We start from the raw sequence: 12,575 nt of genomic DNA, 5'->3' as shown, positions 1-12,575 counted from the left end.
GACCGGAGTGGACGCGGGCGCGACGGAGCCCTGATCGGCCGACGGGATCGGGCCTCCCGCCGGGGTGCGGGCCGCCCGCCGGCGTGGCTGCCCGTCCCGTCGGGCCTTCGCGGTCTGCTGGCGCGTGGCGCGCTCGATGTCCTGCACGGTGACCACCTCCGACGGGGAGGCTGCCGTGCGATCCGGAAGCGGACCAGAGGGTTGTTATTTCCTGTGGAAAACCCGGGCCTGTGGATAACTCATGTCACCCACGGGAGTGAGAATTCCGGAATATCCGAAATTCCCCTGGACATCCGGGGACCGGGCGGTCCAACGTCAGTTCCCGAAGCCGGGCTCGTCCGAGGGCAGCTCCAGATCGCTCTTCGCGAGTTCCTCGATGTTCACGTCCTTGAAGGTCAGCACCCGGACCTTTCGGACGAACCGGGCCGGCCGGTACATGTCCCAGACCCACGCATCCGCCATCGACACCTCGAAGAAGACCTCACCCTGCACCGAGTGCACCTGCAGCTCGTAGTCATTGGTGAGGTAGAACCGTCGCTCGGTCTCGATCACGTACTTGAACAGGCCGACGACGTCCCGGTACTCCCGGTAGAGCTTGAGCTCCATCTCGGTCTCGTACTTTTCGAGATCTTCGGCACTCATCCAGGCGTCCCCTCAACTTGTCACGTCCACCCATTGTGGACCACCGCACTCACCCTCAGAGCCGTACCGGGGCGACCGGCGGCCCCTCGGTCAACAACCGCTCCAGAAAGTCCACCAGTCCGACCGGATAGACCGTCTCGGAGGTGGACCGCAATTCCTCGACCGTCCACCAGCGCACCGCGAGCAACTGGGCGTGTTCGTCCTCGCCCATACCCGAGTGGTCCAGCTCCGTCCGCGTCGTCCGGGCCAGGTGGAACCACTGTTCCTGCTCGAAGCGCTGCCCCTGATAGGAGAACGAAGCATTGCCGTACGCGACCACCGGTCCCAGCTCCACGCCGCGCAACCCGGTCTCCTCCACGAGCTCCCGCTCGGCGGCCTCCCGAGCGTTCTCCCCCGGCTCCAGCCCTCCGCCGGGGGTGAACCACCAGGTGACGCCGGGCGTCGCCGGGTCCGAGCCGTGGAAGAGCAGCAGTCGGTCCTGCCGGTCGAGCAGCAGGATCCGCGAGGCCCTGCGCCGTTCTGCCGCCATGACGAGCCTCCACGCTCCCTCCGTCCGCCCCGGTCGTTCCCCCGATCCTGCCACCCGGCGCGGTCGTCCGGGGCGAGGTTCGGCAGAGCGGTCCCGGCGCGGGCGGCACCGGCCGGGGTCAGACGGCGCGGCGACGGCGGCGCGCCAGGCCCGCCGCACCACCCACCGCCGAGGTCACGACGATCGTCGCCGCGCCTGCGACGCTCGCCCAGAACGCGGGCTCCAGCGGTCCCGGGCCCGCCGGCCGGTGCCCGTCGATCGCCTCGAACGCCGAGGTGCCGCCCAGCAGCGCCATCCGGCCGAACGGCAGCACGGTGGCCTCCACCCTGGCCTGCACCTCGGTGGCCGGGACGGTCCCGCCGTCCGTCTCCAGGTGCACCCGGGAGTCGAGCGAGCCGAGCCGGTTGTCGCCGAGCAGGAAGAGCCGACCGGGCGGCACCTCCACACGGAAGGAGGCGCCCTGGGCACCCGTGCCGGCGAGGTAGGGCTCGTCCACCGGCTTGCCGTTCACGGTCAGCCGCCGGTCGCCCTCGCCGACCGCGACGGTGTCCCCTCCGACCGCGACCACGCGCTTGACCATGAGCTCGCCGCCCCAGGCGACGTCCCGGAAGACGACCACGTCGCCCCGCCCGATGTCCGAACCGTCGGACTTCCTGGCCAGGACGGTGTCCTGGGCCTGGAGGGTGGGTGCCATCGAGGCGGTCGGGATGTTGTAGGGCCGGTAGCTCACGGCGATCACCGCGAAGCCGCCGATCAGCAGGACCAGCCCGAGGCCGAGCAGTACGCCCTGGACCACGGCCGCGGGTCCGCGCCGACGGCGGGCGGCGGTCGGCGGATTGTCGGTCGCGCGTTCCACGACACTGCTCATCGATACCGTCCAAACCCAGACCGACCCGGAAACGCCCATGGCGCCGCGCCGGGACGACGGGCGGAAAACCCGGCGGGCCGTGGCACGTCCGAGCAGATTACTCGTCGGTACCACGGCCCGCGCAAGACCCGGGCGTCCCCGGTCGTCGTCAGGACCGGTCGTCGCGGTCCGTCCCGTTCCACCGTCGGCGGACCAGCGGGAGCAGTACGACGGCGCCCAGGGCACCGGCCGCGGCCGGGACCGCGGGCAGGGCCGCCGCCGCCAGCCCCTTCTGGTCGAAGGTCTCCGGCACCGGCAGCGTCGCCCAGCGGTTGATCGGCCAGGCCACCACGAAGGCCCGCCCGATCACATCGTCCACCGGAACGGTGCCGCCACCCGGCTGGTCCATGTGGAAGCGCGAGTCGAGCGAGTCCGCGCGGTGGTCGCCCATCACCCAGATCCGACCGTCCGGCACCTTCACCGGACCGAAGGGCTTGGTCCCGCACGGGGTGTTGCCCGCGTAGACGTAGGGCTCGTTGAGAGCGATCCCGTTGACCTTCACCGGGCCCTCGCCCTCGCACTCGACGGTGTCCCCGCCGACCGCGATGACGCGCTTGATGAGGTCCTTCTCGTTGTCGGACGGCATCAGGCCGACGAAGCTCAGCACATTCTGGACGCCCCGGACGAAGGAGTTGCTGCTCTCGTTGGTGGGCTCGTCCGCCAGCCAACCGCCCGGGTCGTGGAACACCACGACCTCGCCGCGCTCCGGCTCGGCACCGAACCACGGGGTGAGCTTGTCCACCAGGACACGGTCACCGACCTGGAGCGTGTTCTGCATCGACTCCGACGGAATGGAGAACGCCTGGACGAAGAACGTCTTGATCACGAGCGCCAGCACAAGGGCGATGCCGATGAGGATCGGCAGTTCCTTCCAGAACGACCGCGGCTTGCGCTCCTTCCGGTCCGGCTGCTCATCGGTGCCGTCCGCCGGCTCCGCGTTGTCCGGGGTGGGCTTCGAGGCGTCGTTCGTGCCGTCGCCGTGCTCGTCCGCGGACTGGGCCGCCGCCTCCTCGGCCGAGGCCGAAGGCGCCGCGGCATCCGCGGACCGGGCAGCCCGGCCGCCTGAGCCCTCGGGCTCCCCGGCGCCCGAACGGGCGCCGATCACCAAATCCCCCACAACGTCTCCTCCCTGCTGTGCGGACGCCTGCGCGTCCGCGCTCACAGTGCCGCACAGCGGGCACCACGTTCCACGATCGGCCGCGCCCGCCGGAACTGCCCCCTCGGGGGTGTCCGACACCGGCACAGCCTTCGGGCGCGGCTCGTCGCAACGGCCGCACCCAGCACTTCTCTATCACTCCCGGACATCCGGCTCGCGGTCCCACACGCGCCTTCCGACCGTCCACCGGTCCGGCAGGGCCTACCGCCCGGGTCGTCCCACCCGGCGGCCGACGAGCGGAAGGATGCCCAACACACCCATAACGAGCGGAGGTTCCTCAGGGATCGGGTCAACACCCACCGCGTTCCGCGCAGTTCCGGGGTCCGTCGGACCCCGCGCCACCGAGGAGAGTGAAACCGGCACATCAAGTTGATGAACCCGGCCGACCGGCCAGGCAATCATGAACGCCCGCCCCAGCACCCCGCTCACCGGAACGGTGCCCTGACCCGGATTCCCCATGTGGAAACGGGAGTCGGCGGAGACGTCCCGGTGGTCGCCCATCACCCAGAGCCGCCCCGGTGGCACCTTCACCTTGAACGGCTGCCGCGACGGCGGGTTGCCCGACGCGACGTAGGGCTCGTCCAGGGGCTTGCCGTTGAGGAGGATCCGGCCCTGATCGTCGCAGCACTCGACCGTGTCGCCACCGACCCCGATCACCCGCTTGATGAGGTCCTGCTCGCTGTCGGAGGGCAGCAGTCCGACAAACGTCAGCACCTGCTTGGCGCCACGCAGGAGCACACCGTCCGTCGACGCCCCGTGCTGGTTCTCCAGCCAGCCGCCCGGGTCCTTGAACACCACGACCTCGCCGCGTTCAGGCTCGGCGCCGAACCAGGGAGTGAACTTGTCGACCAGAACCCGGTCCCCGATCAGGATCGTCTGCTCCATCGATCCCGAGGGGATCACGAAGACCTGCACCAGAAAGGTCTTCATCACCAGCGCGACGACCAGCGCGACCACGATGATCAGCGGAATCTCCCGCAGACGGGAGCGTCTGCGGCGACGGGCCGCCCTGCGGGCGGTGCGGCGGCGCTCGGCACGCCCGCGCACCACCGGGGCCTGGGCCGCCCCGGCGGGATCGGCCGGTCCGGCGGCCTCCCCGAACCCGGCGGCCTCCGCGGACCCGCTCACCGCCCCGGACCCGCTCGCCACCGCAGAGGCGGCAACGGCCGAGGGCTCGGAGCCGGCGTCCGGGCGGTCGGCGAGCCGCCCCCTACCCCTGCTCCCCATGGCCGCCCGTCCCTTCTGCAGCGGCGTAGGCGTCCGGCCGGTCCAGGTCGGCCCAGTGTCCGACCGGGTAGACCACCCAGGCGGCCCGCCCGATCACCTTGGACTCCGGAACGAAGCCGCCCCCCGGTTCGCCGAGGTGGTCGCGGGAGTCGCGGGAGGCACTGCGGTGGTCGCCCATCACCCAGAGCTTGCCGGGTGGCACCACCACGTCGAAGGCCACATTGGACGGCTCGTCCCCCGGGTAGAGGTGACCGGACTCGTCGACCGGCACACCGTTGACCGTGATCGGGTGGCCCGGTCCGGCGCTGGTGACCCGGTCGCCACCGATACCGACGACCCGCTTCACATAGACGGAGTCACCGGCCGGGACCAGTCCGACCTCCCGGCCGAAGGAGCGCAGCGAGGTCCCGAGGCCGGCGGGTTCGAGGGGCTTGCGCAGAAAGGAGCCGGTGCCGTCGAAGACGACCACGTCACCGCGGCGCGGGTGACCGCCGAAGGCGTAGGACAGCTTGTTCACGATCAGGCGGTCACCCGGGCGCAGGGTGTTCTCCATCGATCCGGAGGGCACCGAGAACGGGCGCGCCACGAAGGCGTTCACCAGCAGCAGTACGAAAAGGCAGATACCGGTGAGCAGCAACAGCTCGCGCGAGCGCGAGCGCGAACGGCCACCCTCGTCCGGGGCGTCGTCCGGAGCGGCCGCGTCGGGCGCATCGGGCGCGTCGTCCGTATCGCCCACGCCGCCCACGCCGCCCGAGGTCTCCGAGGCATCCGACGGACCCGCGACGCCGGGGCCGTCCTGCCTCCCCCGGTCGACCGCCCCTCCCGCATCGGGCGCCACCCGGGCGCCGGGCGCGGAAACGACCGCGGACCGCGTCGGCGAGTCCGCACCGGTGGGTGCGGGACAGCCGTCGCGGTCCGCGGGTGGTTCGTGCGTGCTCATCAGGGGCTGAGCCTACCGTGCGGCAGTCCGGCCCCCCAGAGCGATCCCGATCCCCCGGCGGTGCCGGGGGCCGGTGGATCAGCGGTCGCGCTTCTCCTTGATCTTCGCGGCCTTGCCGCGGAGGTCACGCAGGTAGTACAGCTTGGCGCGGCGAACCGCACCGCGGGTCACGACCTCGATCTTCTCGACGATCGGGGTGTGCACCGGGAAGGTGCGCTCGACACCGACGTTGAAGCTGACCTTGCGAACGGTGAAGGTCTCACCGATGCCGGCGCCGTGACGGCGGATGACGACGCCCTGGAAGACCTGGACACGGGAGCGGTTGCCCTCGATGACCCGGACGTGAACCTTCAGGGTGTCACCGGCGCGGAAGGCCGGAATGTCGCTACGCAGCGAGGCCGCGTCGACAGCAGCGAGCTTGTTGCTCATGTTGCTCTCCATCGCAGGCGCCACGGGCCGCCCACGGAAGTCGTCACAAATGGGGTTCGCTGCGGGCCGCACCGGTTACCGACGAGCCCCCCGTGGCGGGGGCGACGGACCACGTGACCCCTACGGGAGGAGTCCAGCGACAGACAGCAGCGGCCTATTCTTCCACACCATCGGCCACGGACCGAAATCGGCCGAGGTCCTCGTCCCAGGCCAGACCGAGCACGCTGAGCGCCTCGCGGTCCTTCTTGTCGAAGTCCGCGTGCCGCCAGCGCGCCACCAGGTCCGCACGGTTCGCCAGCGTGCGGGCGAAGGCCTGCTCGCGGCGCCAGCGGGCGATCCGGCCGTGGTTTCCGCTCAGCAGGATGTCCGGCACGGTGCGACCGCGCCACTCGGCGGGCTTGGTGTAGACAGGCCCTTCCAGCAGGTCGGCCATCGCGCCGGGCGCGAAAGAGTCGTCCCGGTGGGACTCGGCGTTGCCGAGCACGCCGGGCAGCAGCCGGGCGATCGCCTCGACCATGACCAGCACCGCGACCTCGCCGCCGGCCAGCACGTAGTCGCCGATCGAGGCCTCGACCACCGGCATCCGGGTGGCCGCCTCCTCGATGACCCGCCGGTCGATGCCCTCGTACCGGGCCGGCGTGAACGCCAGCCAGGGCCGGCCGGCCAGCTCCTGCGCGAGTTCCTGGGTGAACGGCCGACCGCTGGGGGTGGGCACCACCAGGGTCGGGACCTCACCCTCCGGCCCCTGGCCGAGCACCGCGTCCAGGGCCTCGCCCCACGGCTCGGGCTTCATCACCATGCCGGGGCCGCCGCCGTACGGACTGTCGTCGACGGTCCGGTGCACGTCGTGCGTCCAGCCCCGCAGGTCGTGGACGTGCACATCGAGCTGGCCCCGGGCGCGGGCCTTGCCGACCAGCGAGATGTTCAGCGGCTCCAGGTACTCGGGGAAGATCGACACGACGTCGATCCGCATCCCGTCCCGCACGGACGGCAGCGCGGACGACTCCACGGACGAGTCCTCCGACGACTCCACGGACGCCCCGACCGACTCCCCCGCGTCCGCCGTCACGACCGCCGCGCCTTCCTCGGTGCTCACCGCGACTCCTCCGCGTCACCGGCGTCACCGGCGTCGTCAGCACCGCCATCAGCCGCCTCACCAGCGGCGACCTCGGCCTGCCCCAGGTCGATCAGCCCGACCGGCGGGTCGATGACCGCGCGCTGGTTCTCCAGGTCGATGGTCGGCACGATCCGGCTGACGAAGGGCACCAGCGCGTCCGTACCGTCCGCCTTCCGCACGGTGAGCAGGTCCTGGTACGGCAGGTGGATCACCTCGGTGAGCTCACCGACCAGGGTGCCGTCGAGCAGAACGACGTCCAGACCGATCAGCTGGTGGTCGTAGTACTCCTCCGGGTCGTCCGGACGCTCCTCCGGATCCACCTCGGCGATCAGGATCGTGCCCCGCAGCTCCTCGGCGGCGTTGCGGTCCTTGACGCCGGCGAACCGCAGCAGCAGCCGCCCGCTGTGGACCTTGCCGGACTCGACGGTCAGCGGTCCCGCCGAGGCGGGGTCGGTGAACAGGACGGCGCCGGGCCCGAGCCGGAGCTCGGGCTCATCGGTGCGGACCTCGACGCTGACGTCCCCCTTGATGCCGTGGGCGCGGCCGATCTTGCCGACGACGAGCTGCACGGTGATCGTTCTCCTGGGTGAGTGCTACGGGGTTGCGGAGTTGCGGATTTGCCGCCGGAACGGCGAAAGCCGGCCGGGACGACATGCGTCCCGGCCGGCCTCGAAACCCTGACGGCTGAACGAGCAGCCGGATCAGCGAATGTTGTCCACGTCGACCAGGTCGACCCGGACGTTGCGACCGCCGAGGGCACCGACGACCGTGCGCAGAGCACGAGCCGTACGACCGCCCCGGCCGATCACCTTGCCGAGGTCATCGGGGTGCACCCGCACCTCGATGGTGTTGCCCCGACGCAGGTTGCGCGAGCGCACCTGCACCTCGTCGGGGTGCTCGACAATGCCCTTCACCAAGTGGTCGAGGGCATCCTCGATCACGCTCAGGCCTCGGCGTCGGCGTCGGCCTCGGCCTTGTCCGACTTCTTGGCCTTCGGGGTGATGGCGACACCGGTGGTGGCGTCCTCGAAGCCGGCGACGGCCTTCGCGAACAGGTGCGAGAAGTCCTCGACCTTCGGCTCGGCAACCAGCAGCGGCGCCGGGGCCGGCAGGCCCTTGAACTTCTGCCAGTCGCCGGTCAGCTTCAGGATCGCGAGCACGGGCTCGGTCGGCTGGGCGCCGACGGACAGCCAGTACTGGGCGCGGTCGCTGTCGACCTCGATCTTCGAGGGGTTGTAGGTCGGCTGGTAGAGGCCGATCTCCTCGATCGCACGGCCGTCACGCTTGGTGCGGGCGTCGGCGACGATGATGCGGTAGTGCGGGGAGCGAATCTTGCCGAGACGCTTCAGCTTGATCTTGACTGCCACGGGAGTGGATTCTCCTGGTGTTGACGTGGGTGAGCGGCCCTGCCCTCGCGTGGGGTTGCGTGGTGGGCCGTTCAAGGGACACGCCAGCCGTAGGAGAGAGGGGTCCTGCCCGGCTGCCGGGTACTCAGCTGTCCATTCTGCCACAAGGGCGCCCTACCCCCGAAAACAGGTCGACCGGGAGCCCCCGCTCCCGGTCAGCCCAACACGTGCGCCTTCGCGGCGCACCTCCCTGGCGGATCGCGGTGGACCGCCTCCGGACCACCGGCCGGCTTTCGGCCGATCGCCCGCGGACATCCGCAGACCCCCTGCGGATCCCCTGCGGCCACCGTTCGTCACTGCGGCCGGACCACTGCCCGCACAGTCGCCGGCCGGCTCTCCTGGTTGCCCGGGCCCCTGGGTCTCCCCGGATCCCGGAACTTGCCGAACTTCTCGAACTGCGCGACCACGCGAACTGCGCGACCCGGGTCACCCGACCCGAGCTGCGCGACGCGCGCCGCACCACTCGCGTGACGCGACCCGCGTTACGCGATCTTGAAGGGCTGCTGGCACGCGCCGCAGACGATGGACGCCTGGGCGAGCACCGAGGGAACGACCCGGACGTTGCGGCCGCAACCGCAGACCGCCTTCACCCGGACGCCGCCCCCGGAGGAGCCGTGCCGGGCCGCCGGGCCGCGGAAGGCACGCGAGGCACCCTCACCGGCCACCGCCTCCTGGTGCGCGCCGAGGGCGCGGTCCAGGCGTTCGATGGTGTCGGCGTACCGCTCGCGGGTCTCCTTGAGCATGGTCACCTGGGAGAAGCCGCTACTCGCGTGCGGTTCGACCGGGTGCGCCAGGCCCAGCTCGGAAGCCAGGAGCAGGAAGCGCCGGTTGTGGTAGCGGCCGGCGCGCGAGGTGTCCCGGATGTCCCGGGCCGCGGCCAGACCGTGGGCAGCCTCGTGGAGCAGCCGCTCGAAACCGAGCCGGGTGCCACAGGCCGAGGAGGACTCGCCGATCAGCGCCTCGGGCGAGGCGAGGTCGGGGAGGTCCTGGTGGTGGGCCTGGATGTCACTCCAGGCGGCGGCCAGTTCGGCCGCGAGAACGAGGGGCTGTGTCGTGCTCACGCTAGACCAACGATGGAGTAGGAGCCGATGTTCCGCGTGTTCCCGTTCCCCGGGATTTCCCAGGAAACTCTCAGGAATGTGCGACCTCGCGCGAAATGCGCGTTCCGGATCTGACGCAAGACCAACCCCCTACAGGTTCGGGCCCCGTCGAGCTCGACGGGCGCCTCGTCAATTCCGCCCGGGGACGGGCTGTCGCCCCCAGGACGTACGGCCCGCGGTCCTGTCGAGTTGACAGGGCCACGGGCCGTACACCGTACCGCTATTCCGTTAATACCGGCAGTTGACCGACCAGTAGGGATGTCGACAGGTGAGACATCAGTGGAACAACACTGCTCATCGGACGTTCGAATTTCCTGTCGGCCAGGTCGAGAACCGTCAGAACGCGTCGCCGGGCGTCGTTTTACGGCACCATCCTTCGCGCACGGGAAGCCGCGGCGGAAGCGACCGCCGAAGCCACCCCACAAGCCGCCCCGCAAGCCACCGCGTAAGTCACCGCCGGAGCCGCTCCGGAAGGCGCTCCGGAAGTGACCGGGGAAGCCGCCGCAGAAGCCACCGAACGGTCAGTAGGCGCGCGCGACGATCGCGATGTTGCCGTCCTGGTCGTCCGTCTGCGGCACCGAGCCGTCGGCGGCGACGATGCAGCGGACCGACACGCCCTGCTCGGCCAGCTTGGCCTCGCCCTCCGGGCCCAGCTCGGCCCAGGAGATCCGGCCCCAGCCGGTGGCGGCGGCCTCGACGGCCTCGTCGAGGTTGGTCACGTCCACCGTGCGGGCCTCGCGGCGCTCGCGCGACTGACGCAGCAGCAGGGCCTGGTCCTCGTCCAGGATGCCCGGGAGGATCGACACCAGCGAGTCGATCGAGACCGGCTCCTTGCCGCCCGGGATCCGGCGGGCCAGCATGGCCGTGCCGTTCTCCAGGTCGCGCGGGCCGACCTCGATCCGCAGCGGAACGCCCTTGAGCTCCCAGTCGACCGCACGGCGGCCGAACGGGGTGTCGGTGCGGTCGTCGACGACCACGCGGATGCCGGCGGCCTCCAGCGCGGCACCGATCTCACGGACCTTGGCGATCACCGCGTCGTCGCCCTTGATGGCGAGCACGACGGCCTGGACGGCGGCGAGCCGCGGCGGGACGCGCAGACCGTTGTCGTCGCCGTGGGACATGATCAGGCCGCCGACCATACGGGTCGAGACGCCCCAGGAGGTCTGCCAGACGTACTCGCGCTCGGCGCCCTGCAGCTGGTAGGTGGTGTTGAACGCCTTGGCGAAGTTCTGGCCCAGCTCGTGGCTGGTGCCCATCTGCAGCGCCTTGCCGTCGCCCATCATGCCCTCGAGGGTGAGGGTGTTGATGGCGCCCGCGAAGCGCTCCTTGGCGGTCTTGCGGCCGAGCACGACGTCGATGCCGAGCACGTTGGTCATGAAGTCGCCGTAGACCTGGGTGTGGATCATCGAGGCGTAGTCGCGCGCGTCCTCGTAGGTGGCGTGGGCCGTGTGGCCCTCCTGCCAGAGGAACTCGGTGGTGCGCAGGAAGACGCGCGGGCGCAGCTCCCAACGGACCACGTTGGCCCACTGGTTGATCAGCAGGGGCAGGTCGCGGTGGCTCTGCACCCACTTCGAGAAGTACTCGTTGATGATGGTCTCGGAGGTCGGCCGGACGACGACCGGCTCGTCCAGCTGCTTGCCGCCGCCGTGGGTGACCACCGCGAGCTCGGGGGCGAAGCCCTCCACGTGCTCGGCTTCCTTGGTCAGGTACGACTGCGGGATGAACATCGGGAAGTAGGCGTTCTGGGCACCCGCCTTCTTGATCCGGGCGTCCATCTCCTGCTGCATCCGCTCCCACAGGCCGTAGCCGTACGGTCGGATGACCATGGTGCCGCGCACCGGACCGTTGTCGGCCAGCTCGGCCTTGTTGATGAGGTCCTGGTACCAGCGCGGGAAGTCTTCCGCCTGGGGGGTGAGAACGGGTGCCTTAGCCATGGGCGAATCGTACGGGGAGCGGGCCCCCGACTTCGAATCCGTTACGGGCCGCCGTCCGGGCCCCCTCACCGGTGTCCCGCACCGGGGCGCACGCCCCCGACCCGCGCGCACCACCCCGCACCCCTCTGGACGCCGCGCCCGAGCCGCTGTTCGCTGGAGTGGGGCGGGACGTCGAGGGGGGTTCGGAACAGCACCTCGAAGGACCGGATGGGAGGCCGCGATGGCTTCAGCTGGGTTGATCGGCACGACCGCAGGACCCGTCGGCACCGGGCGGGACAACACCCGGGCCCGGGACTGGGCGGAGATCCAGGAACGGATGCTGGTACCGCTCTACGAGGCCGTCCACGACCGGCTGGAGGTGGGTCCGGCGACCAGTGTGCTGGGCCTGGGCTGCCGCTCCGGTCTCGCCCTGCTGCTGGCGGCCGGACGGGGCGCCCAGGTGGCCGGCCTGGAGCAGGACGGCGAGCTGCGGGCACTGGCCGGCCGACGCGGTCTGCGGGTCGGCGCCGGCCACCGCCCGACCGAGGATGTCGCCCGCTCGGCCTATTCGCTGGTCACCGTTTTCGAGCAGCCGCCACCGGCGGGCGAACCGCGCCGCACGGTCGCGGCCGCGTCCCGGCTGGCGCTGCCCGGCGGGCACGTGGTGCTGGCCGCCTGGGGGCCCAGGGAGCGCTGCGAGAGCGCGGCCGTCCTGGACGTCGCCCGGCGGATGGCCCGGCGCAGCGGCGCGCGCGACCCGTTCGAGCTGAGCCCGCCGGGGGCGCTGGAGGACCTGCTCGCCGGAACCGGCCTGCGCCCGGCCGGCGGTGGACGGGTCGGCTGCCCGTTCGCCTACCCGGACCTGGACAGCGCCGTGCGCGGCCTGCTCTCCACCGGGCTGTACGACGCGGCGGCGGAGTTCTCCGGGGCGCCGCTGGTCACGAAGGAGCTGGAGGAGGCGCTGCAGCCGCACCTGCGGCCGGACGGCACGGTGCGGATGGCGAACGTCTTCCGCTATCTGATCGCCGAACGCCCCCGCTGACAGCGGCCGTGCCGCACCCCCGCCGCCGCACCGACCACCACCGCGCCCCCGCCGCCGCAACGACCGCAGCGCCGCAACGACCACCGCCGCACCGACCGCAGCGCGGCAACGACGGAGGGGCGTGCGCCACGTGACGCACGCCCCTCCACCCGAGGACGGGAACGGGAC

Annotated in this window: 14 protein-coding genes; 1 reads left to right on the top strand and 13 read right to left on the bottom strand. The window is 71.3% G+C overall.

Annotation, left to right across the window (positions count from 1 at the left end; genetic code table 11):
• Positions 1-315 precede the first annotated feature (315 nt).
• From ACW14Y_RS26870 to proS, 13 genes are all read right to left on the bottom strand, one after another.
• The gene (locus tag ACW14Y_RS26870) at positions 316-642 is read right to left on the bottom strand and encodes a DUF2469 domain-containing protein (protein ID WP_030306725.1); all 327 of its coding nucleotides are present in this window, start codon (positions 640-642) and stop codon (positions 316-318) included.
• Positions 643-697: 55 nt separating this feature from the next.
• The gene (locus tag ACW14Y_RS26865; protein WP_380386472.1) at positions 698-1,171 is read right to left on the bottom strand and encodes an NUDIX hydrolase; all 474 of its coding nucleotides are present in this window, start codon (positions 1,169-1,171) and stop codon (positions 698-700) included.
• A gap of 118 nt (positions 1,172-1,289) precedes the next feature.
• A complete protein-coding gene (gene lepB, locus ACW14Y_RS26860) occupies positions 1,290-2,039 on the bottom strand; it encodes a signal peptidase I (RefSeq protein WP_456983658.1) in 750 nt (249 codons plus the stop codon).
• Between the two features lie 148 nt (positions 2,040-2,187).
• Entirely contained in the window at positions 2,188-3,195 is a 1,008-nt protein-coding gene (lepB, locus tag ACW14Y_RS26855; protein WP_456983657.1) for a signal peptidase I, read from the bottom strand.
• A gap of 240 nt (positions 3,196-3,435) precedes the next feature.
• The gene (gene lepB / locus ACW14Y_RS26850; RefSeq protein WP_456983656.1) at positions 3,436-4,362 is read right to left on the bottom strand and encodes a signal peptidase I; all 927 of its coding nucleotides are present in this window, start codon (positions 4,360-4,362) and stop codon (positions 3,436-3,438) included.
• An 82-nt stretch (positions 4,363-4,444) separates the two neighbouring features.
• Positions 4,445-5,197: a signal peptidase I gene (gene lepB, locus ACW14Y_RS26845; protein ID WP_456983655.1), complete on the bottom strand. Its 753-nt coding sequence runs from the start codon at positions 5,195-5,197 to the stop codon at positions 4,445-4,447.
• A gap of 282 nt (positions 5,198-5,479) precedes the next feature.
• Positions 5,480-5,830: a 50S ribosomal protein L19 gene (rplS, locus tag ACW14Y_RS26840; protein ID WP_030396741.1), complete on the bottom strand. Its 351-nt coding sequence runs from the start codon at positions 5,828-5,830 to the stop codon at positions 5,480-5,482.
• A 154-nt stretch (positions 5,831-5,984) separates the two neighbouring features.
• On the bottom strand, positions 5,985-6,803 hold the full coding sequence (trmD, locus tag ACW14Y_RS26835; RefSeq protein ID WP_380386533.1) for a tRNA (guanosine(37)-N1)-methyltransferase TrmD: 819 nt from the start codon (positions 6,801-6,803) through the stop codon (positions 5,985-5,987).
• A gap of 119 nt (positions 6,804-6,922) precedes the next feature.
• Entirely contained in the window at positions 6,923-7,516 is a 594-nt protein-coding gene (gene rimM / locus ACW14Y_RS26830; RefSeq protein WP_380437854.1) for a ribosome maturation factor RimM, read from the bottom strand.
• Between the two features lie 132 nt (positions 7,517-7,648).
• Positions 7,649-7,888 carry an RNA-binding protein gene (locus ACW14Y_RS26825; RefSeq protein WP_030056773.1) on the bottom strand — a complete coding sequence of 80 codons (240 nt, stop codon included), beginning with the start codon at positions 7,886-7,888 and terminating at the stop codon, positions 7,649-7,651.
• A 2-nt stretch (positions 7,889-7,890) separates the two neighbouring features.
• A complete protein-coding gene (gene rpsP, locus ACW14Y_RS26820) occupies positions 7,891-8,313 on the bottom strand; it encodes a 30S ribosomal protein S16 (protein ID WP_030396738.1) in 423 nt (140 codons plus the stop codon).
• Positions 8,314-8,834: 521 nt separating this feature from the next.
• Positions 8,835-9,413 carry a hypothetical protein gene (locus ACW14Y_RS26815; RefSeq protein ID WP_266271638.1) on the bottom strand — a complete coding sequence of 193 codons (579 nt, stop codon included), beginning with the start codon at positions 9,411-9,413 and terminating at the stop codon, positions 8,835-8,837.
• Positions 9,414-9,973: 560 nt separating this feature from the next.
• Positions 9,974-11,386: a proline--tRNA ligase gene (gene proS / locus ACW14Y_RS26810; RefSeq protein ID WP_030396736.1), complete on the bottom strand. Its 1,413-nt coding sequence runs from the start codon at positions 11,384-11,386 to the stop codon at positions 9,974-9,976.
• 220 nt (positions 11,387-11,606) lie between these two features.
• Here proS and ACW14Y_RS26805 point away from each other — a divergent pair, with 220 nt between their 5' ends.
• Complete coding sequence (locus tag ACW14Y_RS26805; RefSeq protein ID WP_380437852.1) at positions 11,607-12,407, top strand: class I SAM-dependent methyltransferase; 801 nt, start codon at positions 11,607-11,609, stop codon at positions 12,405-12,407.
• Positions 12,408-12,575: the final 168 nt, after the last annotated feature.

The organism is Kitasatospora sp. cg17-2 (assembly GCF_054031055.1).
The sequence above is the reverse complement of the archived record's forward strand: the minus strand, read 5'-3'. Positions and strand labels throughout refer to the sequence as shown.

Bases quoted from the DNA above. Each gene is read 5' to 3' on its own strand.
- ACW14Y_RS26870 (WP_030306725.1), bottom strand. From the start codon at position 642: ATGAGTGCCGAAGATCTCGAAAAGTACGAGACCGAGATGGAGCTCAAG.
- ACW14Y_RS26865 (WP_380386472.1), bottom strand. From the start codon at position 1,171: ATGGCGGCAGAACGGCGCAGGGCCTCGCGGATCCTGCTGCTCGACCGG.
- lepB (WP_456983658.1), bottom strand. From the start codon at position 2,039: ATGAGCAGTGTCGTGGAACGCGCGACCGACAATCCGCCGACCGCCGCC.
- rplS (WP_030396741.1), bottom strand. From the start codon at position 5,830: ATGAGCAACAAGCTCGCTGCTGTCGACGCGGCCTCGCTGCGTAGCGAC.
- trmD (WP_380386533.1), bottom strand. From the start codon at position 6,803: ATGCGGATCGACGTCGTGTCGATCTTCCCCGAGTACCTGGAGCCGCTG.
- proS (WP_030396736.1), bottom strand. From the start codon at position 11,386: ATGGCTAAGGCACCCGTTCTCACCCCCCAGGCGGAAGACTTCCCGCGC.
- ACW14Y_RS26805 (WP_380437852.1), top strand. From the start codon at position 11,607: ATGGCTTCAGCTGGGTTGATCGGCACGACCGCAGGACCCGTCGGCACC.